We start from the raw sequence: 23,309 nt of genomic DNA, 5'->3' as shown, positions 1-23,309 counted from the left end.
CCGGTCCGGCAGTAACGGCTCGATCCTCGCCCACTGGGCATCAGTTAACGACACACATCGACCAACGATCAGATGATCCGAAAGAAACGCCCTAGTGGGTGGGGTGGTTCGTCTTCTCCTCTGAAACGGTGGCGAGGTGCTTGCGCAGGGCCTCTGCCGCTTCCGCGCGGCGGCCAGCCAGGAGGAGGTCGGCGATCTCTACGTGTTCGGTGCAGCGGACCACGGCTCGGTCGCGTTTGAGGGAGCGGCGGTACTCGATCAGGCGTCGGAGCCGGTCGACTCGATGGAGGGCGTCGATGAAGAGGGAATTGTGGCTGCAGGCCATGATGACTTCATGGAATCGGCTGTTGAGGTCGTACAGCTGGGCGTTGCCGATGGTCCAGATGTCTCCGTCGACGAGGCGCTGCTGTTGGGCGCGGACCTGCTCCAGGGCGGTTCGGTCGAGGACGAAGCCGGGTTCGAGGATCGCTGCGGGCTCGATGGTGAGGCGGAAGCGGTAGCTGTCCTCGTACGCAGTCATGGTGGTGAGCATGGGCTGGAACTCCCAGCCGTAGCCAGGGAGTCGCTCGATCCAGCCCTCGACCGCGATGCGGCGCAGGACGTGGGTGAGGTGTCCGGGCTGGAGTTCGTACCGGCGGGCGAGCGCGTTCTCGGTGATGCGGTCCGGCAGGTTGCCGTCGAGTCGGTCGGCTGCGATCCGCAGGTAGACGTCCTCGAGGGGGTCCTGCGCGGGGGTGTGTGCGGGGGTTTCTCTGATCTCGGCGCCGGTGAGCGCGACGGTGTATCCGCCGCGCTCGGCGGGTTCGACGACGCCTTCCTGCTCCAGGAGGTGCAGTGCGCGGCGGACCGGGGACCGGGAGACTTTCAGCAGTTCGGCGAGGGTCCGCTCGACGAGGCGGGTTCCCTTGGCCAGGCCGCTGCTGCTGATGTGCTCGGCGATGCGGTCCGCGGTCTTCCGGGTGAGTGGGGTGACGGCCATGTCCTGGTCGGCGGTGTCGTTGCGCACCGTGGGCGGGGTCATGGCGTTGCCTCCACAGGAAGGGGGCCGGGGTGCCGGGACCGGAACGGTCCCGGCCTCGGTCATGGGGCGAGAACCGAGTATAGGTGTTCGACCTGCGGTGGAGCCGCGAAGTGGGGGCCTGCCAGGGCCCGCCACCGCTGGTATCCCTGGGATTGCCGGAACAGGTCGGTGTGGTGTTCGATCGTCTCCCAGCGGACCAAGAGGCGGTAGCGGCCAGGTTGTTCCGTGCTGCGTTGCAGGTCGACTTCTTCGCAGCCCTCTGCGCCGAGGAAGAGAGGCACTGCCTGGCTGACGGCCTGCTCGAATTGGTCCTCGTGTCCGGGCAGGACCTCGATCTGTGCGACTTCGGTGATCATGTGGTGGTCCGGTTCTCAGGCGGCGGGCTTGGTGTGCTCCGCGTCGACGCGGGCGGTGGTGCCGGTTTCGACGAGGGTGCGGGTGGCGTCGACTGAGGCGTAGATCCACAGGATCCGCATGGGCTCGGTGTCGGAGGCGTTACGGAAGCGGTGCGGGGTGCCGGCGGGGACGTAGGTGGTGTCGAAGCGGGTGACGCGGTGTTCGGTGCCGTCGATCTCGACGATGGCTTCGCCTTCGAGGATGGTGACGGACTCGGGGCAGTTGTGGGTGTGCAGCGGGATGCCGGCACCGGCCTCGAAGAGTGTCTGTCCGGTGAGGAACACTTCGGCTCCGACGGCCTGGGTGACGAGGGGGATGGTGCGTGCGCCGCCGCCGCGGCTGAACGCGGTCAGCTCGGCCGGGCGCAGTACGACCGGATGGAACGCGGCGCAGCAGGTCTGGTCCTGGCTCGGGGTGCTCATGGGTGGTGTCTCCTGGTCGGTTCGGATGGGGTCAGGCGGCGTCGGTCTTGGGGCCGACCCATACGGTCTTGGTGTTGACGAATTCGCGGATGCCCTCCGCGCCGAGTTCGCGGCCGTAGCCGGACTTCTTGATGCCGCCGAAGGGCAGGCGTGGGTCGGAGGCAACCATGCCGTTGATGAAGACGGCTCCCGCGTCGAGTTGGCGGGCGAGTGCGTGGGCGCGCTCCAGGTCGGTCGTCCACAGTGCCGCGCCCAGTCCGTACTCGGTCTGGTTCGCCAAGGCGAGGGCCGTATCCGCGTTGGGGACGCGGGTGATGGCGGCGAGCGGGCCGAAGGTCTCCTCGTCGAAGGCCGCGGTGCCGGGGGTGACGTGGTCGAGGATGGTGGGCGGGTAGAAGTAGCCCTTGCCATTGGGGAGTTCACCGCCGAGGAGCAGTTTGGCTCCTTCGGTGAGTGACCGTACGACCTGGCCGTGGAGGGTTGTCCGGAGGTCCGCGCGGGCCAGGGGGCCCAGGTCGGTTGCCGGGTTGGCGGGGTCGCCGACGACGAGGGCGGCGGTGTGCTCGGTGAAGAGTCGGGAGAACTCGTCGGCGACGGCGTCCTCCACGATGAACCGCTTGGCGTTGACACAGCTCTGCCCGTTGTTGACGAACCTCGCCTTGACGGCCGTGGCTGCTGCCAGTTCCACGTCGGCGTCGGCGAGGACGATGAACGGGTCGGAGCCGCCCAGTTCGAGGACCTGCTTCTTCAGCTGGGCGGCTGCTTGGGAAGCGACGACTGCACCTACCTGGGTGGAGCCGGTGAGGGTGACTGCGGCGACGCGTGGGTCGGCGATCAGTCCGGCGACCTGTCCGACGCCGATCAGCAGGGTGCTGCAGAGCCCTTCGGGAGCACCGGCCTTGCGCAGTACGTCCTCTACGGCCAGGGCACACTGCGGGACGTTGTTGGCGTGCTTGAGCAGGGCAGCGTTGCCGGCGGCGAGTGCGGGGGCGGCGAAGCGGAAGAACTGCCAGAAGGGATAGTTCCACGGCATGATCGCCAGTACCACGCCCAGCGGGTCGTAGACCACGGAGCTGTCGGTGGCATCAGAGGGGACGGGCCGGTCGGCGAGGTGGGTGGCGGCGCTTTCCGCGTAGTAGTCGCACGTCAGGGCGCACTTGTCGATCTCGGTGAGGGCTTCGCGTACGGGCTTGCCCATCTCGGCGGTGATCAGCCTCGCGTACTCGTCCCGGTTGTCGCGCAGCACGCGGGCCATGGAGCGGAGGAGCGGGACGCGCTCGCCGATCGGGCGGCGGCGCCATTCGGCCTGGGCCTTGGCGGCGGCGTTCAGGATGGCTTCCACGGCGGTGTCGCTGTGCGGGGTGTGCTGGCTCAGCTCGCCGCCGGTGGCGGGGTTGGTGGAGACGATCGTCACCGGGTGGCTCCGTTCTGCTCGATGACGCGGCAGACCTCAGCGGCGAATTCCGCGGTGCCGAGGGTTCCGCCGATGTCGCGGGTGCGGGTGGCGGTGTTGTCGAGGACGTTGTCCACGGCTTGGGCGATGGCATCTGCTGCGCGGGTCAGGTTTTCGTTGTCGTCGCGGCGGCCGCGCCATTCCAGGAGCATGGCGGCGGACAGGATCAGGGATGTGGGGTTGGCGATGCCCTGGCCTGCGATGTCGGGTGCGGATCCGTGCTGGGCCTGGGCGGCGCAGAGGGTGTCGCTGGCGTTGATGGAACCTCCCAGGCCGAGGCTGCCGGACAGCTCGGAAGCCTCGTCGGAGAGGATGTCGCCGAACATGTTGGTCGTGACCATCACGTCGAAGCGTTCGGGGCTGCGGATCAGTAGTGCCGCCGTGGCGTCGACGATGAGCTCTTCGAGTTCCACTTCGGGGAACTCGGCGGCCGCCTCGCGCACTTCGCGCAGGAAGAGCCCGTCGGAGAGCTTGACGACGTTGGCCTTGTGCACCGCCGTGACCTTCTTGCGGCGGGTGCGGGCGAGTTCGAAAGCGGTTCGTGCCACGCGGTAGCTGGCCTGCGCGGTGACTTTGCGGATCGAGAACGCCTGATCCGGGTCGGGCATGAACTCGCCGCTGCCGGCGTACATGTTGCGGTCGGAGTAGAAGCCCTCGGTGTTCTCGCGGACGATGACGAGGTCCATCGGGGTGCGCAGGATGCTGAGGTCGGCGCGGGAGCGGCAGGGGCGGATGTTGGCGTACAGCTGGAAGCGTGTGCGCAGCTCTGCCGACGGGTTGATGCCGCCCTCGGAACGAGGCGGGTAGTCGTAATGGGAGACCGGGCCGAGGAGCACGCCGTCGGTCTGCTCGACCTTGTCCAGGACGTGGTCGGGCAAAGTGCTGCCGATGGCGGCCAACGAGGCGAGGCCGATGTCGTGGGTCTCGTACTGCAGTCCCAGGCCGAGCAGCTTGTCGGCGGCGGACAGTACGTCGAGGGTGGCCGAGGTGATCTCGGGGCCGATGCCGTCGCCGGGCAGAACGAGGATCTTCATGAGCGGTCTTTCTCTCGAGGAGGGGTGGAACAGAGGAGGAGAGCGGGAGGGTCAGAGGCCCACGGTGTGTGCCGCAAGCAGGGCGATGGCCACGGTGATGCCGCCGCCAATGCGCGTGGCGATCTGAGCGAAGGGCATCAGCCGCATGCGATCGGCCGCGGTGAGGATGGCGATGTCACCCGCGCCACCCATGCCGCTGTGCGTGCTGACGACCAACGCGCCTTCGACGGGATGGAGGTTGACCCGGCGAGAGGCGGCGAAGCCGGTGGCGACCAGGGCACACACCGTGGTCGCGATGGTGATGAGGGGGCCCGCGGCGAAGCCGTTGACCAGGGTCTGCCAGGGGGTCTGCGTCGCGGAGAAGGTGAACAGCATCGGGAAGGCCATGGCTGCGAGGCAGAAGTCGCAGACGAAGCGTGCTCCGTGCTGGAGCCTCGGCGTCACACCGTGGACGAGCTTCAGAACCACGGCGAGGACCAGCATGACGACCGGCGCAGGGAAGTCGAAGAGGTCGTAGGCGAGCACGCCGACCAGGTACAGCGTGACGGCGGTGATGCCTGCTGCGGCGACTTGCGCCGCGCTCACCTGTGTTCCGCCGGGCCCGGGACCCGCCGCGTCGAGGAGGTCGGGGCCGGGGGCGGCGTCCAGTCGGCCGTCGCCGGTCAGGGCGGGGCGTCGCCGGCCCAGGTAGGAGAGCAGGCCAGCCAGCAGGACTGCGGTCAGGTTGCCGACGAAGACCGCGGGCAGTACCTGTGCGAGCAGTTCGCCCTGTGATGTGCTGACGATTGCCGCGTACCCGATGGTCAGCGGGATGGCCCCCTCCCCCACCCCTCCGGCCATGATCGGAATGACGATGAAGAAGACGGTGTGCTTCAGGCCGAGGCCCATGGCCGTTCCGACGGCCGTGCCCACCACCAGCGCGACGACGCTGCCGGCGGCCAGGGGTACGAAGATCTTGGCGAAACCCCTGATCAGGAGTGTGCGGTCCATGCTCAAGATGCTGCCGACGATGACGAAGGCGATGAACAGGCTGAGCACCTTGGTGTCCGTGAAGAACCCGCCGATGGATTCGACCGCGGCACCGGGGATCACGCCCTTGTATGCCAGGTAGGACGGCACGATCGTCACGAAGAGGGCTGCGCCGCCGATGCTGCGGACGACGGGGAGTCGTCTACCGATCTCGGCGAGTGTGAAGGCGAAGACCGCCATGATCCCGATGATCACGGCAAGTTCGCCGCTCAGGTTTCCAGTGAGAGTCAGCGCGGCGATGACCATCGCCAGGACCGTGAGGACAGGCAGCGGCACGATGCCTATGTCGAAGTCCATGACAAGGTGCCATGCGCTGCGGGCCGGTTCTGGCCCCTTGTCTTGCGGTGCAGTCGCTCCGTCGGGTTCCGGATCTTCGGGGGAACGCGTGGAGCTCGCGGTGTCGGACATGATTCGTCCTTCTGCGGCTGGTGGGAGGGAGCGGATGGCCCTCACGTCCCGTGGCAGGCCACCGCTGGGTCTACACAAACACATCGTTTGGTTTTTTGGAAGACTGTTATACCAAGATGTTTCGGGGTAGCGTCCCCCGCCAACACCGCACCCAAGGAGCCGCACAATGGCCGCACCCTTGCCGGAAGGCGCCTGTGACGCGCACGTCCACGTCTTCGGGCCCGCCACCCGGTACCCCTACGGGGCCGACCGCACATACACCCCGCCCGACGCCACGCCGGCCGACCTGGCCGCGCTGCACCGTCGCCTCGGGATCAGCCGCACCGTCGTGGTCCAGGCCAGCCCCTACGGCACCGACAACAGCCGACTGCTCGACGCGCTGCACGAGCTCGGCGACTCGGCTCGGGGCGTCGCCGTCATCACCCCGGACGCCGACCCCGCATACCTCGACGCCCTGCACGACGCCGGAACACGCGGCTGCCGCGTGAACCTCAACGTCCAAACGGCGACGGACATCGAGGCTGCGCGTCAGCAGATCACCGAGACCGCCCAGGTCATCGCCGACCGGGGCTGGCATCTGCAGCTCCACGCCGCCCACCACGTCATCGCAGCGCTCGCAGACCTTCTGACGCGCCTGCCCACGGCCGTCGTCCTCGACCATTTCGCCGGCATCAAGTCCGCCCACGGCCCAACCACCGCAGAAGCAACGGCAGTCACCCGTCGACTTCTTGAATCCGGCCGCGTCTGGGTCAAGCTCTCGGCGCCCTACCGTGCTGCCGCCACGTACGCGGATCTGGACCTCGTCATCGATGCCCTGGCCGCCGCATGCGCGGACCGGCTTCTCTGGGGCTCGGACTGGCCCCACACGGGCGGAACGCCTCACGACCGCGACCCCCGCCGCGTCCAGCCGTACCTGGAAGTCGACGACGCCGCGTCACTCACCGCGCTCACCACCCGACTCGGCCCGAAGAACACCGGCCGCGTGCTCGTCGAGAATCCGGCACGCCTCTACGACTTCGGCTGAACAGCCTCAGGTCACCGACCGCTTTAACCCGGCACGCCCGCACCTTGACGAGTTCGACCGCACCGACTCAGACACCCGGCCTGCACACTCGCTCACACAGCTGCCGATTCGGCATGCCGCACCCGCTCGGAGCGCGCGCCGACGGCATCCGGCGTGCCGGAAACCCGGCCTCTCGCGCGCTCCGTGGCCATGCCGGGTGATCACAATCGGACCCGCCGACGCAGCGCCCCCTGAACCCGTGCTCGATACGGGACGGCCTTACGCGGGCGCCGGCACACGCCCTCACACAGCACCCATCCACTCACGCGGCTCCGGCGCACCGGCGCCCAGCCATGCCCTGGCACACCCTCGCCATGCCCTCTGCCAGCAACTCTCAAGGAGCAACGATGCTCGCCGTCCTCGGCTTCTCCACCCTGGGCAGCTTCATGCTGCTCGTGATACGGAAACACCTCTCCGCATTCACCGCCATCATGCTCACGCCGATCGCCGCCGCCCTCGTCGCAGGCAAAGGAGCGAAGCTCGGCGACATGATCATCAACGGCCTGGACACCGTCGCCCCCACCGCGGCGCTGCTGATGTTCGCCGTCCTCTACTTCGGTCTGATGATGGAGGTCAAACTCTTCGAGCCCATCTGCCAGACCATCGTCCGCACCGCCAAGGGCGACCCGGTCCGTATCTGCGTCGGCACCGCCGTCCTCTCCCTGCTCGTGGCACTCGACGGGGACGGCACCACCAGCTACATGATCATCTGCTCCGCGTTCCTGCCCATCTACCGACGCCTGGGTATGAACCCCCTCATCGTCGCCACCATCGCCACGATGGCGTTGGGCACGATCTCCGGCACCACCCCCTGGGGCGGTGCCGCCACCCGCGGCATCAGCGTCCTGCACCTGAACGCCACCGAGTACTTCGTCCACATGATCGGCCCGATGGTCCTGACCTCGCTGGCCATCATCGCCGTGGCCTACTGGCTCGGTCTGCGCGAACGCCACAAGATCGACGCCGAGAAGCTCGCGGCCTACAAGCTGGAGATCGCCTCCGGCGAAGCATTCGAGACCCTCAAGGCCGGCTGGCGGATGTGGTTCAACGCCGCCCTCACCCTGCTCCTCATGGCCCTGCTCATCCTCGAGGTCGCCGACCTCCTGGTGTTGTTCATGGTCGCCTTCGTCATCGCCCTGCTGGTGAACATCCGCTCCATCGGTGATCAGCAGGACCTCATCAAGCGCCAGGCGGCCAATGCCGTCCCCGTAATGATGCTCGTCCTGGCCGCCGGCGTCTTCACCGGCATCATGACCGACTCCGGCATGATCAAAGCCATGGCCAACGCGGCCCTGACCGCAGTCCCCGAATCCATGGGCAACGTCATCCCCCTCTTCACCGCCGTACTGGCCCTTCCCCTCGGCTTCTTCATGTCGAACGACGCCTACTGGTTCGGTGTCGTCCCCGTCCTCGCCGAATCCGCCGCTCACTACGGCATCGAAGCGAACCAGATAGCCCGCGCCGGCGCGATCGGCCAGATCCTGCACTCCATGGGCCCCACCAGCGCTCCGCTCTGGGTCCTCCTCGGCCTCGTGAAGACCGAGCTCGGCGACTTCCAGAAGCACGCACTGCGCTGGGGCGCACCCGTTTCCCTCGCCTACATCGCATTCGCCGTACTGACCGGCGCCATTGCCGTCGGATAGAGCAATCCACCACCAGAACGCCCCCAACGCCCTGGCCCGGTTCGTCCACACCGAAAGGCAGAACGCCCCGCACCCTGAACCTCCGACGTGACTCCTTGATTCAGCTCCGCAGCTCGCACGACGGCACGGGACAGCGGAATGGGCGGGGGCACAGAACCTTCTGCGCCCCCGCCCTGCGGTGGTGCCAGGCAAGGGGCAGGCAGCCTCCGCGACAATCTGCTCGCCCACAGCGGTGATGCAAGTGGAGCACAACGTCGTCGCCCCGGCCGGGACTCGCATCATCACCGAGATGAGCATGGCCGCCCTGGGCCAGGCCATCCGCAAGGCGATGACAGACGCTGACTGGCTTCGAGTCGGTGCAGACGCTATGCAGAGCAGGAGAAGGCCACGCAACCATGCTCCGGTCAGCCAGGGCGCCAACAAGTCAAGACTGAAGCGATACAGGTGGTTTGACCTGGCCGCATGCGTCGTGGACCGCAGCTTCAGGCGGGTGAGAATGTCGCGTGTGACAGTTCTTCCACCGCTCACGCGGCAGCTGGGCCGCGGCATGGCCGCGCTCATCCCTCAGACCGACACCGAGGTATCCGCCGCCGTCCAGGCAGCCTCCGTCCTCGCGGCTCTGCAGCCGGTGCCGGTCCAACTCGGCTTCCTGCAGGCAGCCATGCTCCTCCTCGAGGGCCTGGCCACGACCACAACCGACGCGGCGACCAAAGCAACCGCGACCGAGACCGGACGTCTGCTGCAGGCCGCGATGGGCTTCCCCTCAGACACTTAGGAAGCCGGTGACTCGGGCAGGCCTCGCCCCAGGACGGTCGGCTCCGATGCGCTGACGTTGGACGTACCCCTGCCGAGCCGGACTTGCCGGGAAGCGTGACGGTGGCGAGCAGGGCCTGGTGCTGCATCCCCCGTCAGCACCAGGTCCGAGCCGTTCCCTGATGGGGACCACCGGCGTCACCCCCGACCACACACGGATCTGGGGCGTGCGGGCATTGCGTCGCCTCGCGAGGGATTCCCCAGAGGTGTGAAAACCGGCTGTTGCCGCTGACGCCGAGTGTCACCACCGCCCGATCCTCGACGAACTCGGATCCCGCGGAGAACTGGACTGGTCCCGGTGCGCGATTGCCGTGTCTGAGGCCCCTCGGGTTCGGCACGGGTCGGCTCATGACGCCCGCTGCCAAGCCTTCGCTGGTCTGCAGCCGACCCCAGCCACTACGACGCCCACCGATCGACGTCTGTGATCCGGCACTTGATCGGACCTGAAGCCTCCTCCAGGCCGCCCGCCGACATGTTCGCTACTTCTCCCGCGGCCAGGTTGTCGGACGTTGCGACCGTGTCGTCCACGCGCTCGCCATTTGCGTCGACGAACTCGATGCTCACCCAGTAGTCAGAGGTCTTGGAACTGTGGTTCGTGATGCGGATCTTGGCCTCAGGCCATGACGTGGCGGAGTCCACGGAGCAGCTGGTCATCTCGACGTCGCCGCGCGGACCCGGTGAGGGCGGACGCGTGGCCGGCCAGGCCCGATGCGGGGCACATGGACCTTTGCCAGGGTGAATTCGAACTGCGGCGAGTCCCCGCGCTGCCCGGCGGTCACCACAATCGCCATGGCTTCTGCCCCTGCTCGACGGCCAAGTAGAGCTTGCTGGTGAACCCGCCACGCGATCGTCCCCGTCCGTGATCTTCGGGCACTTGATGGACACCGCCTGGCGCTTTCTTCTGCAGGTCACCCATCCTGCGGGCGCCGGCGGCATGTTGATGGGCGCGGCAGAAGGTGGCGAGCAGCCCGGCACCGGCGCGGGCGCCCCACTCGGCAAGCTCGTCGATGGTCCGGGCTCCGGAGACCGCGGCTGCCCGGTGCCCGCGCCCCGCACGCGCCACCTCGCAGATCACCGCGTGCACCAAAGGCGCCCTGGGACCGAGTGGTTCCAGGGCGTCTTCGGCGACTTGTCGGGCAGGGAAGGCGGACCGTCACCCTCCGCCTGTGTCGGTCCGCGCTGCACCGGCGAGGGCTACTTGTACTGGATGCCCCACAGGTTGCTGTTCTTCTTCACCGGAGCCACGATGTTGCTCTTCTTCCAATAGACCTTCTTCTTGCAGGAAGTGGTCGAGGGTACCCACCGCCACTTGGTCACGCTGAAGCCCTTGGCTTCGTGGTACATCATCAACCGGCCACGGGACTTGCCCGCCTTCTTCTTGACCTTGGCGGAGTAGGTCCAGGTGTCCGACTTGGACCAGGTCTTGCCGACAGAGACGCTGAAGGAGGTGGACGCCTTGGAGAAGACGACGCCGGCCTCGGCGCCGAGGGTCACAGTCCCCGTCGCGGTCACGGAACCGGTCTTGTTCTTGGCGTAAGAAATGGTCACACCGGGCTTCGCCCAGTCGCTGTGCACCTGAGTGGTACGCCAGACGGTCTTCTTGTTACCGATCGAGTACTGCGTCGTGTCGTTGCAGTTCGGTGCCGCCGAGGCGGGGGCCGCCGCCCCGGACGCGAGACCGACGCCAATCAGGGCGGCGGAGATGGTGGTACTGACAAGGCGCTTCACGCATGTCCTCCTGATAATGGGGTGCTATGTCGGTGGTGCACACATCAAGTTCTGCGTGAACTCCGGGACCGCATAAGCAACTTGAGGGGCACCTGAGGTTGACGGTGACGGAGTGCGGGTGAGGCGACGCAGCGGGCGGGACCTGTGGTCGGATCTGCCTGGTCAGGGCATTCCGACATCTTGCCGTCGGCAACGTAACGCAGATGAGCAATAACTCGTGGTAGTGCAGTGTCGGGTCGAACGCCGCGTCCCGCCCCGTGGCCAAGGAGCTCGGCTGCGGCGAACAGGCCGAGCTCCCCGCCAAGGTTCCCGACGCCCCGCCGGGATGACACGGAGACCCCGGTGCCCACGCGGATCGCACCGCGCACGCACCGGGCCCTATCGCTCAGCCATACTTCTTCGGCCGGTACGCGTCGTACTGGTCCGCGCCGAGGCCGTAGCTGCGCACGCTCCGATCGGTGCCGTAGCCGCCGCGCTGCTCGTAGGCTACGTACGACTTGTGGGCGCTGCTCGTCCACTTGACGAAGATGACGACGTGGCGCGTGGTGTTCGAGCCGTTCGCGTCGATGACCAGGTCGCCCTTGCGCAGGGACGACATCTTGATCTTCCGCGTGTACCTGCTGGACGTCAGGCCCACCGTGTTCGTCCCCGGCTTCGCGAGCTTCAGGGCCATGCTGACGTACCCGGAGCAGTCGGTGCGGTAGCCGCCGAAAGTCCTGCTCTGGCTGTACGGGACCCGCGTGCCATGGTTCGCCGTCAGCCAGCTCTTCGCGCGAGAGAGAGTGGTGTTGCGGCTGTACGCCTTCGCCGCTCCGACTTCTCCGTTTTCACTCTGCACAGCGGCTACGCGCGCCGGTCCCGGCACCTGTGTCTGCGCCTCCGCCTGTGCCGTGAGCACTGGGGTGACGAGTGCTGTCGCCAGCCCAACGGGCATGAGGGTACGAGCAATTCGCTTCATGAGAGTCCTTGTGGAGGGTTGGTCGAACCCGCCGGGCGCGCCTCGGCCACCGCGTTGCCCGACGGAGCGGAGGTTGCGGCAGCCGCTTGTCGATTTGCGTGAGAAAACTATCTGCAGAAATCATGGACACATCAACACGTGGCGTTGGCAGGATCGTGCAAGCTGACGCCAGGAGCCTGCCAACGGGATACCAGCGAGGCTCATGGAGCGTTCCGGACGCACAGGCGTTTTCCAGCCACACTCAAGGCAACCTGCCGCACCGGCTGTGGTGTTTGCCTAACGAGTTCGTGCATGGTTGGCGGTGGCGCGCCAATACCTTGATCGTTGATCACGGCCGGCGTGGTGGGAACCGTGCTCGTTCAGCAATCATCGGCAGCCAGCAGATCACCGGGCTCACGGCCGAGGTGATCGCTGAACTCGTCGCCGAGATCGGCCCGTTGTGGCACGAGCGTCACCAGGCGGTACTCACCGCGCAGCCTCACCGCAGAGCGGTTGGCGCTGGAGCCAAGCACAAACTGGTCTTCGTCGACCGGCTGTTGGCCACGCTCGTACACCTCCGTCATGGCGCCACCCACGATGTGCTGGCCTGCTGGTTCGGTGTCGGCCGCTCCACCATCACACGTGCGATCGGTGAAGTGCGGCCACTGCTTGCCGGGCGGGGATGCACCGTCACGCCCGGCCTGCGGTTGCGTACCCTCGCCGAAGTCATCGACCATCTCGGCGCCGACGGGCGCACCGGGATCATCGACGGGACCGAAGTCCGGGTGCGTCGCCCGGCCGCCGGGCGCCAGGACCGAGAGAAGTTCATCTCTAGGAAGAACAAGCAGAACGCCGTGAAGTCCACGGTCGTCACGGACGCCGCAGGCGGCTGCTGTTCTGCAGTCCGGCGGAGCCGGCCAGTTGCGCGGACATCACGCACGCCCGGAAGTTGGGCCTGGTCAAGCTCCTGTCCGACGGGCCCATGGTGGAGATCCTGACCGATGCCGGATACCAGGGCCTGGGGGCTCAGACCGGCGGCCGAGTGGTGACACCGCCGCACCGCAAGTTCAAGAAGAACCCGCCCGCGTGGTACGAGGAGATGCACGAACGCCAGCGCAAGGCCCACTCCTCACGACGTATCCGGGTCGAACACGGGATTGGCCACCTGAAGAACTGGCGCTCCCTCGCCCGCCATCACGGCCGCCGCGAGCACATGAGCGACATCATCCAGGGCATCGCCGGACTGCTCTCCCACCAGCAGGCCGTCACGACGGCGACTGGAACGCGAATGGCCGAGGACAGCCCGGTGACCTGGGCCATCGACCTGAACGCCGGCGGGGGTGCTGATCGCTCTGCTCACTGGCGTCCTCCGCGCTTGCGTCACCGGGGAAGAGGCAGGAATCGCCCGGGCCCGTTTCCTCCGTGCCGGCGCCGGTGCCAGATGCCCGGCGAGGGGGCGCCGTCCGTTGTGCCCGCCCTCCCCCAAACTCTCGGCTTCGCTCGAGCAGGGGACCCCCATCGCCCCTGCGGAACGTATGCCGACAACGAACGGCGGGGCCCGCGACCGGGCTCACCAGGCCAGGTCCTCCAGGGCGTCCAAGTCCGGGATCGGCGCCATCGGTTCCGGTCCGTCTGCTCCCACTCTCAATTCCGCCCAGATCGTCTTGCCCCGTCCGCCATACCGGGTGCCCCAGCGTTCCGCGTACTGGGCGACCAGGTAGAGGCCGCGGCCGCCCTCGTCCGTCGTCGCCGCGTGACGCAGGTGCGGGGAGGTGCTGCTGCCGTCGGAGACCTCGCAGATCAGGGTCCGGTCGCGGAGGAGCCGAACGCGCACTGGATCCGCCCCGTACCGCACCGCGTTCGTGATCAGCTCGCTCAGGATCAGCTCCGCCGTGAACGCGAGCCCGTCGAGCCCCCACTCGGACAGCTTCGCCGCCGCCGCGTTCCGCACCGGCGACACCGCCGACGGGTCTCGGGACACCTCCCACTCCGCGATCCGGTCCCGGTCTAGCAGCCGGGTCTGTGCCACGAGCAGCGCGATGTCGTCGCGCTGCGTCGGCGTGAGGAGCATCGCGAGCACGTCCGCGCAGGTCTGCTCCGGGTTCCGGTCCGGCCGGTCGAGCGTCGACCTCAGCAGCCCGAGGCCCGTGTCGATGTCCCGCCCGTGGTCCTCCAGGAGCCCGTCCGTGAACAGGACCAGTTTGCTGCCCTCCGGCAGCCGCAGCTCCGTCGACTCGAAGGGCACGTCCCCCAGGCCGAGTCCCAGGGGCAGGCCCGGCGGCAGCTCCGGGAACTCGACGCGGCCGTCGGGGCCCACGAGCGCCGGTCCAGGATGCCCCGCGCTCGCCACCTGGCAGAGCCCGGACGCCGGGTCGTAGATCGCGTACAGACAGGTCGCGCCGGTGATGCCCTCGTCCCGCCGTCGCACCTCTCCGACCGTGCCCTCCCCGTCCTCGTCCCCGATCCGGCCCGTCAGCTCGTCGAGATGGCCTAGCAGCTCGTCCGGCGGCACGTCCAAGGTAGAGAAGTTGTGCACGGCCGTCCGCAGGCGCCCCATGGTCGCCGCCGCGTGCAGCCCGTGCCCCACCACGTCCCCGACCACGAGCGCCACCCGCGCCCCCGGCAGCGGGATCACGTCGAACCAGTCGCCGCCGACCCCGGCCTTCGCCGGGAGATAGCGGTACGCCACCTCCACCGCGCTCTGCTCCGGCAGCACCCGCGGCAGCAAGCTCCGCTGGAGCGTCACCGCCATCGCGTGCTCCCGGGTGAACCGGCGCGCGTTGTCGATCGCGACCGCCGCCCGAGCCGCCAACTCCTCCGCGAACGACAGGTCCTCCTCCTCGAACGGCTCCGGGGTGTCCGCGCGCCAGAAGTTCGCCATCCCGAGGACCACCCCACGGGCCTGCAGCGGCACCGTGAGCAGCGAGTGCATCCCGTACGCCAAGGCCTGCGCCGCCCCCTCGGGGTCCTGCGCCCGCCAGCCCTCCGCCGCCGCCAGCTGCGGCTCCACCACCGCGTGTCCGGTGTTCAGGGCCTTTGCCATCGGGGTGCTGCGGACATCGAAGTGGACCGTGTCCCCGACCGGCTGCAGTGGCTGTTCCGGCCGCAGCCCGCTCAGCGCCGTCCGCCGCATCTCCGTGGACGCGGCCGCGCCCTCCGACGGCTCCTCCCCGCGCAACACCGGTTCGAGCAGCTCCACCGTGGCGACGTCCGCGAACCGCGGCACCGCCACCTCCGCCAGCTCCTCCGCCGTCCGCACGACCTCGAGCGTCGTCCCGATCCGCACCCCCGCCTCGTACAGCAGCTGCAGCCGGCTGCGGGCCACCGCTGCCCGGCCGGTCACGGCCGCCAGCTCGGTGGTGTCCCGCATCGTCATCACACACCCGGCCTCCGAACCCTGCGCCAGTGTGGGCCGCACGCTCACCGCGAGCAGCCGGTCGCCCGCGCGGTGCACCTCGTCCGTCGCGGACCGCCCCGACTCCAGGAGCTCGACCGTCCGCGGATCGAGCCCGAGCTCCGAGACGTGCCGCCCCTCCGCCTCCGCCGAGAGACCGAGCAGCCGGTGGGCCTCGTCGTTGGCGAGCAGCAGCCGGTGATCGGCGCCCACGATCAGCACGCCTTCGCGCACCGCGTGCAGGACCGCCTCGTGGTGCTCCTTCATCCGGGTCATCTCCGCCGGACCGAGCCCGTGCGTCTGCCGCCGCAGCCGCCGGCTCACCAGCGCCGCGCCGCCCACGGCCGCTGCCAGGGCGCCGCCCGCCGCCCCGATGAGCAGCGGCAGCCGGTCCTGCACCGAGTGCGCGATGCTCTCCACCTCGATGCCGCTGCTGACCAGGCCCACGATCCGGCCCTTGGCGTCCACCACCGGCACGACGGCCCGCACGGCGTCGTTCGGCGCGCCGTGGAACAGCTCGGTGTACGCCTCGCCCTTCACCGTCGCCCGCGAGAGGTCCCCGGTCGCCTTCTTGCCGATCAGCTCCGGCTGCGAGTCGGTGTACCGCACCCCGGAGCGGCTCAGGACCGCGATGAAGTCCACGCCCGTGGACTTCCGGGTCGCCTCCGCCCGGCTCTGCAGCACCGCCGTCGGATTCGACGAGGTCAGCGCCGCGTCGATGCCCGGCGCGTGGGCGAAGGCCTCCGCGACCGCGAGCGAGCGGATCCGGGCGTCCCGCTCGGTGTCCCGCCGCTCCTGGTGGAAGACCACGAACGCCGCCACCGCGATCACCAGGAGCGCGATCAGCGCCTCCAGCGCGAAGACCTGCCCGGCGACGCTCCGCAGCCCCGTGCCCCGGCCCTTCCCCTTCCCAGGGGGCCGGCCCTTGCCCCCGTGCCTGGCCGTCATCCCGTGCTCCTGGCGATCAGGAGCGCCACGTCGGCCGGCGCGCCCGTCCGGCGCAGCGCCCGCAGGAACCGGTCACAGGGCTTCTCCAGCGGCCCACGCGTCTTCTCCAGCGGCCCACGCGCCTTGTCGAGCCGCTCGTCGATCGCCTCGTGGCGGGTCTCGATCAGACCGTCTGTGTGAGGCACGAGCCGGTCCCTGGGCCGGAACGGCACCCGGGCCGTCCAGAAGGTGCCGCCGACGACGCCCAGCGGCACCCCCGTGGACATCTGCACCAGCTCGACCGGTCCGTCCGCCGGGCTCCGGAGGGGCGGCAGACGGCCCGCGTTCGCGATCCGGCACCGCTGCCGCACCCGGTGGTACGCGACAAACAGGCAGGTCGCGAGGTAGTTCTCCAGGCCCGCCGTGATCCGGTCCAGATACCGCAGGACCTGCGCCGGGGACAGATCGAGATCCGCGAACGCGCAGGTCGCCGTCCGCACCCTGCCCATCGTGGCCGCCGCGTCGATTCCGCTGCCCATCACGTCCTCGACGACCAGAGCCGTCTTGTCGCCGGGCAGCGCAAGGCCTATCGGCGACTGCGACACCAGGCGGTCGGAGAGCGTCGGCTCGGTCTCGATCGGCTCGACGACGGCACCGTCGGCGGCGACCTTGAGGGCGTAGAGGTCGCCCAGGTCGTCGGTGAGCCGCATGCTGCGGAACTCCACCCGCCGGGTGGAGCCGTCCTTGTGCCGTACGGGGAACGTGACCGTCCAGGCCGTGACGCCGCGCAGCACCTCGCCGAAGAAGCGCATCGCCTCCGCACGGTGATCCCAGTCGACGATCACTCGGGCCACGTACGGCCCGAGGGCCTCGTCGGCCAGGAAACCGAAGAGGGTCCCCGTCTGCGCGCTCCGCAGCACGATCCGGCCGCGGGCATCGATGACGACGGGGGCGACGCCGAGCACGTCGCGTAGCCCCTTGCCGCCGAGAGGCACACCGACCCGCCCCGCCGTCCCCGGGAAGGAACCGGCCGTCACACTGCCCTCCTCCCACCACGCCGCGCCTGTCTCCATGCTCCCCGCCAGGACGACGGGCCGCTCGTTGTGGCGCACGGCCGTTACCGCAGCCCACGTGCGGCCCCTGCGCACCATGGGGCAGGGCCTGGCCTGCCTGGACGATGTCGTCGACGAAACCGACCGGCGGTTCGTCTTCGTACCGGCCGCCTTGGTACTCGCCAGGGCCCGTGCCCAGGAACGCGTCGTCGCCAGCTTCACATCCTCCTCCCGGCTTCTGAGCACCCTGGCCAGCGGCCGGGAGGGCAAGGATTACAACGCGATCAGTCCCGCTGCCGTCTCACTGAAGCCGCAGGCATCGAAGTAGAACGTTCGCAAGTGCTCTTCGAAGTCGACATGCAGCCACTCACACCCTGCCTCCCGGCATCCGTCAGCAGCTGCCTTGACCAGCGCGGCTCCAACCCCGTTCGAACGACAGCGCTGAGCGACAACCGTGTCCAGGGCGAACGCATGGACGCCGCCGTCCCAGGCGACGTTGACGAAGCCGACCAAACGATCACCTTCCCGGGCGCAGACCCAGCCAAGGCTGTGACGTTGAAGCCTTGCCCGCCAGTCCGCCTGCTCGACCGGATGATCGAACCCTTCGGCATGCAGCTTGTTGAGAGCTGAGTTGTCGACGTCGCCCCGCCACTCATACGTGATCGTCATGATCCGAAACTAGCGACCACCAGAGCGGGACTACAGGGCGGGACTACAGGGCGGGCCGACGCACTCACTCTCGGCTGCCGTCAGACTGCTGAACAAAGACCGCGCCGAAAATCGGGAAGTGCTGCCCAGGCTCAGGCTGTGGCTCAACTCCTGTGAAACCCACAGCCCAGACTGCTCCGAAGCTGAGTACCGACCCGACCCTGCGGCCGTTTCGGGGCGGCCTGACAGGATGGCGTGCATGGACTGCGTCTTCTGCCAACTGATGCGTGAAGACACCGCGCGCTGGGTGGTCCGTGGGGCCGAGGTGTGCGCCTTCGCCCCGCTGAACCCGCTTGCGCCCGGACACACGCTGGTAGTTCCGAGCCGTCACTACGCCGGCGTGTTCGACACTCCGCCCCGGGTACTTGCCGCGTCGATGTCGCTCGTCCAGGACTTGGCCCTGGCCATGAGGACCACACTGGACGCCTCAGGCATCAACATTCTCAGTGCCAGCGGACCCGGATCGGAACAGTCGGTGCCTCACCTGCACTTCCACGTCGTTCCCCGGTGGGTGGACGACGGAATCTCCACGTGGCCGACCAGCCCATCCCGCCACCACCTCATGGGCGATCCGAGTGCCAAACTGACCGAAGCGCTCAACCACGGCTAGGAGTCGCTGACAGAAGTCGTTGGACGTGGCGGTGAGTCCTTCGCCCGCACAACGACTCAGTTCCTGGTCGACGCTTCCTCTACCAAGACCGCGCCAAGAGCCCATTGGGCGATCGCCACTGAGTGGCAGCTGAAGAACCGACCACAGGCCGGTCGCCTGGCAACCAGTGACGGCAAAGACTTCTGGGATCGCTTCTACGCCGACCGGTCAAAGCCGGTCCCGTTCTTCGTAGCGAAGCCCGACGAGAGCCTGGCCGCCTGTCTCGACCAGGGGGTGATCACTCCTGGTCGGGCCTTGGACCTGGGCTGCTTGGCAGGCCGCAATGCATTGCTCCTTGCCTCGCGCGATTTCGAGGTGGACGCGATCGACCTCTCACCGGTGGCCGTGGCGTGGGGCGAGGACCGGGCTCGCGAGCTGGACGTCGATGTCCGCTTCCTGTGCGGTGACGCTTTCACTATTCCTGCAACCGAGTTGAGCAGCCCGTACGACCTGGTCGTCGACTCATGATGCTGCCACCACTTGCCTCCGCACCGCCGGATCAGTTGCCTCAACCTTCTCGACCCCGTCCTGGCCCCTGGCGGCCATCTCGCCCTCACCAGCTTTGCTGCCGGCGAGGCAGGAATGGGTTCGGAGCTCGCCGACGCGGACCGCTACCGTGAACGCGATCTGCAGGGCGGCCTCGCTTACACGCCCGAATCACTGCGCTGGATCTTCTCTGACCTGGTGGAGGTCGAACTACACCGCATGCCGGACAAGCCGCCCGAGTCCGCAGTCTTCGACGTGACGTACCCTTCCCGGACCTGGCACCCGCGGCATCACCCGAAGAACGGGAAAGACCTGGTGCTCCGTCCCCTGCCAGCGCCAGGACCTTTCCACCCCGAACCCTGCGTGGCCGCAAGAATCCCGGTCAGTTATTCCTCGCCGGCACCCTGGCAGCAAGGTTCGACAACACGACGGCCGCCACCTCAGGGTCTGGGGGCACCGCCGTTGACGACCGCGGCCAGGACCTCGATCACGTCCTGCACCTCGTCCACGGTGCGTATGCCGGTCTCCCGGGCGGGCGGGGCAGAAGCAGCCTATGTGCTGTGCTTCATGTCGTCAGACCACGCGGTCAGCGCTCTGGCTGTGGCCGGTGACGTGCGAACGCAGGCCGCCGCCGCGTGACACTATCCGGCCGGGCTGCCCCGGAGCCCCCAGACGAAGCCGCCCTCGCCGTCGGAGTCGAGGTTGTAGTAGACGGTGGCGTCCGCCGTCACGCGGGCGGGATTGAGGCCCGATATATACCGCGTCGTGCACTGGATGGTGCCCGACTCAGCGCGATTCATCTCCGCGGTGTCGTCGCAGCGCGCCGTCGCGATGTCGGCGCCACCGACACGTTCGAGGCGCACCTTGATGTCAAAGTTGTCGAACTTCCGCAGGCCGCCGCCATCGGTCCAGTAGCCGTTCGCGCTCGCGCGAACCTGGCCCTGACTGTTCTCGGTGATGCACATCCTGATGTACACGTCGGTGTTGTAGCCGGAGGTGTCGAACTCCCTTTCCTGCGGTCCCCCGCAACCCGCCGCCTGTGCGGGTGAGCCGAGGACGACGACGCCGGTGGCCGCAAGAGCCAGGGCCGCCAGGGATGTGGTGATGCGCTTCATACGTCTCCTGTTGTGTGCACGGACTGGAAGGTCGGGCATGTGTACCGCTGCAGCAAGTGAGCTCTGCAGCCAACGAGTTGGTATCTCCACCAGAGCGTGATCATGAGTGATCCTATGCAGGTCACCCCGCACCTCATCGCATGAATGTGCGATTTCTGTAGTGAGGGTTGTGCGCGAGAGAAGTGACCTCGCCGGGGCCGTTTCTCGTGAGGCCGGTGCAGGGACCGTCGGACTCGGACCTGGTCAACCACAAGCCGGAAGGAAGCGCTGTCGAGGCCGTTTCGAGGGAGGCACCGCGGCCGGCCTACGCCTCGCCCTGTGGTGCCAGCAGTTCGAACAGGCCGGAGAATCCCTGGTGGCCGTGGCCGTCCGCGATGCGTCGGTCCATCAGCTTCTTGACCTCCCGCATCCGCACGCTCTCCACGCCGAGAGACTCGCGGTGGCCGATCAGGTCGTCCATCAGCGCCGCCTGGACATCGAGCGAGCCGAGGTCCGGCCCGTACTTCCCGCTCTCGACCGCTCGGACCATCGAGGTCAGCAGTGCCGGGTAGCCGGCCAAGGAAGCGCCGAACCGGTCGGTGAACCCGGCCAAGTCGGCTCCCTCCGCGCGCAGCAGGCGCAGGGTGTGCAGGTAGCCGATGAGCAGTTCGTACGACGTGGCGACCTGGGCGAGGAACTCGACGGCAGCGGCGCCAGGGTCCTCACCGTGATAGGTGACGGTGCCCAGTTCCCGCAGAGTGCCCTCATGGGCGGCGAAGGCGCTCCCGGAACCACTGAAGGTGAGGAGGATGTTCTGGGTGCCCATGCAGGGCGGGTGCCCCATGATGTTGCCGTCGAGATATCCGGCGGCGCCATGCTCGCGCGCCCGGCGCTCGTCGGCGCGAGCATGGGACGGCGAGCCGCTGGTCACATTGACCAGCGTGCGGCCGGTGAGCGCGGCACCGACGGAGGTCATTACCTGTTCGACCGCGGTGCCGTCGAGCAGGGCCACCACCACCAGCGGACTGGCCGCGACCGCGTCAGCGGCGGTGGGTACGGCCGTGGCGCCGGCGTCGGCCAGCGGGCCGCCCTTGGCCGCGGTGCGGTTCCAGACAGTGGTGGGGTGGCCGCGGTCGAGGAAGGTGCTGGCGATCGCCGAGCCCATGGCGCCGAGGCCGAGCACGGTGACCGGACACGCTTGTGCCACCGCGCGGTTGGTGGTGTCCGCTGCTCTGGTCATGGAAGGGCTCCTGAAAGTCGGAACGAGGCATCGGACGAACGCCCGTGCAGCGCACCTTGTTCGCATGGCTGAAGGCGTGACCAGCTTCGCCACCGCCATGACCTGAAACAACACCGATCCGCTGAAGTACCGTCCAGTGCGGCTAAACAATCGGGGAGCGCAGAGCACGCAGCGGCAGACACTGAATGCTTCCTGACGCTGGTCGAGGAACTGCACTTAAGGCGCACGGCCCACTGCCGGGGCTGTTGACAGGACGCATCAACCAGGTCCTCCAGACACTCGAGCGCCGGGTCGGAGTGCCCCTGTTCGAGCACCAGCTCTCGTGTTGCTCCGGGAAGCGGCGCAGGATCGCGTGAGCGGCGTTCTCGACGTCCTGCACATGGGTGGTGCCGTCGGTGACGAGGGTGAACTTGCGCCCCAGGGGGTGACCTTCGTAGGTGAGCCAGTCGCGGACGAACGTGTACGTGCCCGTGTCCACGGGGCCACCCCCAGGCGAAAAGAAGGTCCCGGCGCGCCCCTACAGGCCCGCTGCGCCCACGCCCGGCGCCGAGCCGGATTCGAGTCCGGCATCGGATCCCTCCGGCGGAAAGTGACACTCGATCGAGGGAGCGCGATCTCGCCACATTCGCCAGCGGTGGTGGTCGTCCCCACGGCGGGCCGGGGCGTAGCGTGGCGGATGGTCAGGCTTGAGTGCATACATGCGCGAAAGTCCCGGTATGCGTGATGGGCGCGGGCTGTTCGGGGTGGTTGTCACGCTGTGGGACAGCCTGATCGAACCGGGTCCCGCCCTCGACCGGCCCTGTCATAGTGGCCGCATGAATTTGATCAAATACGGCCACGCCTGTGTGCGGTTGGAGGCGGACGACCGGGTGCTGGTGATCGACCCGGGGACGTTCTCAGAGGCCGAAGCGCTCGACGGGGTCGACGAGGTGCTGGTGACGCACGAGCACCCCGACCACCTCGACATCGCCAAGCTAGTGGCGGCGGGTCAGCGCAACTCCGCGTTCCGGGTGTACCTGCCGTCGGCAGCCATCGAGTCGGCCCCCGAGCTGGGCGGCACGGCGGTCGCCGTCGAGGCGGGGCAGCGGTTCACGGCGGCCGGGTTCGCCGTCGACGTCGTGGGCGGGGCACACGCCGAGATCTACGATGGCCTGCCCGGCTGCGCCAACGTCGGTTTCGTCGTCGACGGCACGGTCTACCACCCGGGCGACTCGTTGTTCGTCCCGCCGTCGCCGGTGGAGACGCTGCTCGTGCCGGCTGCCGCACCCTGGCTCAAGCTCGCCGAGGCGCTGGACTTCGTGCAGGCGGTACGGCCGAAGCGGGCGTTCCCGATCCACGACGCCACGCTCAACGAGCTCGGCCAGGAGTACTTCGACGGCTGGTTGGACCTCAAGGGCGGCACCGAGTACGCGCGCATCCCGGTCGGTGAGTCCGTGGCAATCAGGTAGCGACTCCCGCACCTCAGAACGGCTGCCGGCCGCCTCGTCGGCCCTCGCGGATCGAAATGATCAGTTCCTGAACCGGTACTCGCGCATCCGGACTCAGGTAGCGGATGCCGTCCCCCTCCGGCGGTGACCCGGTCTCCCTGCCGATCGGGTGCCGACGGCTTCCCGCTGTGCGCCAGCCCCATCGCTCGTCCCACACCAACGCCGCCACCGGCGCGTCCGCCGCGAGCACCACGGCCGCGGCCACCACGTCATCGGCGACGTGGACGACGTCGAGGTCCTGGCGGACGGCCAGGCCCTCGCCCGCGAGCGCGTCGGCAACGTCCTGGACGTACGGGCGTGCCGCCCTCGCCCGCAGGGCCGTGAC

22 protein-coding genes and 2 pseudogenes are annotated in these 23,309 nt (G+C 68.4%); 8 read left to right on the top strand and 16 right to left on the bottom strand.

Annotation, left to right across the window (positions count from 1 at the left end):
- Positions 1-91: 91 nt before the first annotated feature.
- From ACFW9D_RS29365 to ACFW9D_RS29340, 6 genes are read right to left on the bottom strand one after another with little or no spacing between them, the layout of a single operon-like run.
- Positions 92-1,021 carry a GntR family transcriptional regulator gene (locus ACFW9D_RS29365; RefSeq protein WP_384626741.1) on the bottom strand — a complete coding sequence of 310 codons (930 nt, stop codon included), beginning with the start codon at positions 1,019-1,021 and terminating at the stop codon, positions 92-94.
- 59 nt (positions 1,022-1,080) lie between these two features.
- Positions 1,081-1,377 carry an antibiotic biosynthesis monooxygenase family protein gene (locus tag ACFW9D_RS29360; RefSeq protein WP_384626738.1) on the bottom strand — a complete coding sequence of 99 codons (297 nt, stop codon included), beginning with the start codon at positions 1,375-1,377 and terminating at the stop codon, positions 1,081-1,083.
- A 15-nt stretch (positions 1,378-1,392) separates the two neighbouring features.
- Positions 1,393-1,839 (bottom strand): cupin domain-containing protein, encoded by a 447-nt coding sequence (locus ACFW9D_RS29355; protein ID WP_384626735.1) that lies wholly within the window; start codon positions 1,837-1,839, stop codon positions 1,393-1,395.
- 31 nt (positions 1,840-1,870) lie between these two features.
- Positions 1,871-3,253 (bottom strand): NAD-dependent succinate-semialdehyde dehydrogenase, encoded by a 1,383-nt coding sequence (locus ACFW9D_RS29350; protein WP_384626733.1) that lies wholly within the window; start codon positions 3,251-3,253, stop codon positions 1,871-1,873.
- Entirely contained in the window at positions 3,250-4,326 is a 1,077-nt protein-coding gene (locus ACFW9D_RS29345) for an isocitrate/isopropylmalate dehydrogenase family protein (RefSeq protein ID WP_384626730.1), read from the bottom strand. Before ACFW9D_RS29345 ends, ACFW9D_RS29350 begins: the two co-directional genes overlap by 4 nt.
- Before the next feature lie 51 nt (positions 4,327-4,377).
- Complete coding sequence (locus ACFW9D_RS29340) at positions 4,378-5,763, bottom strand: 2-hydroxycarboxylate transporter family protein (RefSeq protein ID WP_384626727.1); 1,386 nt, start codon at positions 5,761-5,763, stop codon at positions 4,378-4,380.
- Between the two features lie 166 nt (positions 5,764-5,929).
- Here ACFW9D_RS29340 and ACFW9D_RS29335 point away from each other — a divergent pair, with 166 nt between their 5' ends.
- The 3 genes from ACFW9D_RS29335 (at position 5,930) to ACFW9D_RS29325 (ending at position 9,244) form a co-directional block, all read left to right on the top strand.
- Positions 5,930-6,787, top strand: coding sequence for an amidohydrolase family protein (locus ACFW9D_RS29335; protein WP_384626724.1), 858 nt, complete (start codon positions 5,930-5,932; stop codon positions 6,785-6,787).
- Positions 6,788-7,173: 386 nt separating this feature from the next.
- Positions 7,174-8,469: a CitMHS family transporter gene (locus tag ACFW9D_RS29330; RefSeq protein WP_384626721.1), complete on the top strand. Its 1,296-nt coding sequence runs from the start codon at positions 7,174-7,176 to the stop codon at positions 8,467-8,469.
- Positions 8,470-8,974: 505 nt separating this feature from the next.
- Positions 8,975-9,244 carry a hypothetical protein gene (locus ACFW9D_RS29325; RefSeq protein WP_384626718.1) on the top strand — a complete coding sequence of 90 codons (270 nt, stop codon included), beginning with the start codon at positions 8,975-8,977 and terminating at the stop codon, positions 9,242-9,244.
- 434 nt (positions 9,245-9,678) lie between these two features.
- On the opposite strand, the gene ACFW9D_RS29320 is transcribed toward ACFW9D_RS29325, so the two are convergent.
- The 3 genes from ACFW9D_RS29320 to ACFW9D_RS29310 form a co-directional block, all read right to left on the bottom strand.
- Positions 9,679-9,921 carry an FxLYD domain-containing protein gene (locus ACFW9D_RS29320; protein ID WP_188334925.1) on the bottom strand — a complete coding sequence of 81 codons (243 nt, stop codon included), beginning with the start codon at positions 9,919-9,921 and terminating at the stop codon, positions 9,679-9,681.
- A 555-nt stretch (positions 9,922-10,476) separates the two neighbouring features.
- Positions 10,477-11,010 carry a hypothetical protein gene (locus ACFW9D_RS29315; RefSeq protein WP_384626715.1) on the bottom strand — a complete coding sequence of 178 codons (534 nt, stop codon included), beginning with the start codon at positions 11,008-11,010 and terminating at the stop codon, positions 10,477-10,479.
- Between the two features lie 385 nt (positions 11,011-11,395).
- Positions 11,396-11,848: an NlpC/P60 family protein gene (locus tag ACFW9D_RS29310; RefSeq protein WP_384626712.1), complete on the bottom strand. Its 453-nt coding sequence runs from the start codon at positions 11,846-11,848 to the stop codon at positions 11,396-11,398.
- 242 nt (positions 11,849-12,090) lie between these two features.
- Here ACFW9D_RS29310 and ACFW9D_RS29305 point away from each other — a divergent pair, with 242 nt between their 5' ends.
- Positions 12,091-12,945, top strand: coding sequence for a transposase family protein (locus ACFW9D_RS29305; protein ID WP_384626709.1), 855 nt, complete (start codon positions 12,091-12,093; stop codon positions 12,943-12,945).
- Positions 12,837-13,133, top strand: a pseudogene (locus ACFW9D_RS29300) (transposase family protein); the annotation flags it as partial. The gene ACFW9D_RS29305 and the pseudogene ACFW9D_RS29300, both read left to right, overlap by 109 nt.
- On the opposite strand, the gene ACFW9D_RS29295 reads toward ACFW9D_RS29300, so the two are convergent.
- The 4 genes from ACFW9D_RS29295 to ACFW9D_RS29280 form a co-directional block, all read right to left on the bottom strand.
- A complete protein-coding gene (locus ACFW9D_RS29295; protein WP_384626706.1) occupies positions 13,077-13,307 on the bottom strand; it encodes a hypothetical protein in 231 nt (76 codons plus the stop codon). The pseudogene ACFW9D_RS29300 and the gene ACFW9D_RS29295 sit on opposite strands and share 57 nt — an antisense overlap.
- Positions 13,308-13,517: 210 nt before the next feature.
- Complete coding sequence (locus ACFW9D_RS29290; protein ID WP_384626703.1) at positions 13,518-16,289, bottom strand: SpoIIE family protein phosphatase; 2,772 nt, start codon at positions 16,287-16,289, stop codon at positions 13,518-13,520.
- Positions 16,286-17,305 (bottom strand): SpoIIE family protein phosphatase, encoded by a 1,020-nt coding sequence (locus ACFW9D_RS29285; protein ID WP_384626744.1) that lies wholly within the window; start codon positions 17,303-17,305, stop codon positions 16,286-16,288. The genes ACFW9D_RS29290 and ACFW9D_RS29285 overlap by 4 nt, the downstream gene beginning before the upstream one ends.
- Before the next feature lie 288 nt (positions 17,306-17,593).
- The gene (locus ACFW9D_RS29280; protein WP_384626700.1) at positions 17,594-17,989 is read right to left on the bottom strand and encodes a GNAT family N-acetyltransferase; all 396 of its coding nucleotides are present in this window, start codon (positions 17,987-17,989) and stop codon (positions 17,594-17,596) included.
- Positions 17,990-18,227: 238 nt separating this feature from the next.
- On the opposite strand from ACFW9D_RS29280, the gene ACFW9D_RS29275 reads away from it, so the two are divergent.
- The gene (locus ACFW9D_RS29275) at positions 18,228-18,638 is read left to right on the top strand and encodes an HIT family protein (protein WP_384626697.1); all 411 of its coding nucleotides are present in this window, start codon (positions 18,228-18,230) and stop codon (positions 18,636-18,638) included.
- Positions 18,639-18,767: 129 nt separating this feature from the next.
- Positions 18,768-19,427: pseudogene (locus ACFW9D_RS29270) on the top strand (class I SAM-dependent methyltransferase); the annotation flags it as partial.
- Positions 19,428-19,804: 377 nt separating this feature from the next.
- Here ACFW9D_RS29270 and ACFW9D_RS29265 read toward each other — a convergent pair.
- Together ACFW9D_RS29265 and ACFW9D_RS29260 are read right to left on the bottom strand one after the other, a co-directional pair.
- On the bottom strand, positions 19,805-20,278 hold the full coding sequence (locus tag ACFW9D_RS29265; RefSeq protein ID WP_188341057.1) for a hypothetical protein: 474 nt from the start codon (positions 20,276-20,278) through the stop codon (positions 19,805-19,807).
- 304 nt (positions 20,279-20,582) lie between these two features.
- A complete protein-coding gene (locus ACFW9D_RS29260) occupies positions 20,583-21,497 on the bottom strand; it encodes an NAD(P)-dependent oxidoreductase (RefSeq protein ID WP_384626694.1) in 915 nt (304 codons plus the stop codon).
- Between the two features lie 815 nt (positions 21,498-22,312).
- Between ACFW9D_RS29260 and ACFW9D_RS29255 the strand changes: the two genes are divergently transcribed.
- Entirely contained in the window at positions 22,313-22,945 is a 633-nt protein-coding gene (locus tag ACFW9D_RS29255; RefSeq protein WP_384626691.1) for an MBL fold metallo-hydrolase, read from the top strand.
- A 13-nt stretch (positions 22,946-22,958) separates the two neighbouring features.
- Here the strand turns inward: ACFW9D_RS29255 and ACFW9D_RS29250 are convergent.
- Positions 22,959-23,309, bottom strand: a 351-nt coding sequence (locus ACFW9D_RS29250) for a DUF6292 family protein (RefSeq protein ID WP_384626688.1), incomplete at its 5' end; no start/stop codon positions are given.

Source organism: Streptomyces sp. NPDC059524, from assembly GCF_042749255.1.
Lineage (GTDB): Bacteria > Actinomycetota > Actinomycetes > Streptomycetales > Streptomycetaceae > Streptomyces > Streptomyces xanthii.
The sequence above is the reverse complement of the archived record's forward strand: the minus strand, read 5'-3'. Positions and strand labels throughout refer to the sequence as shown.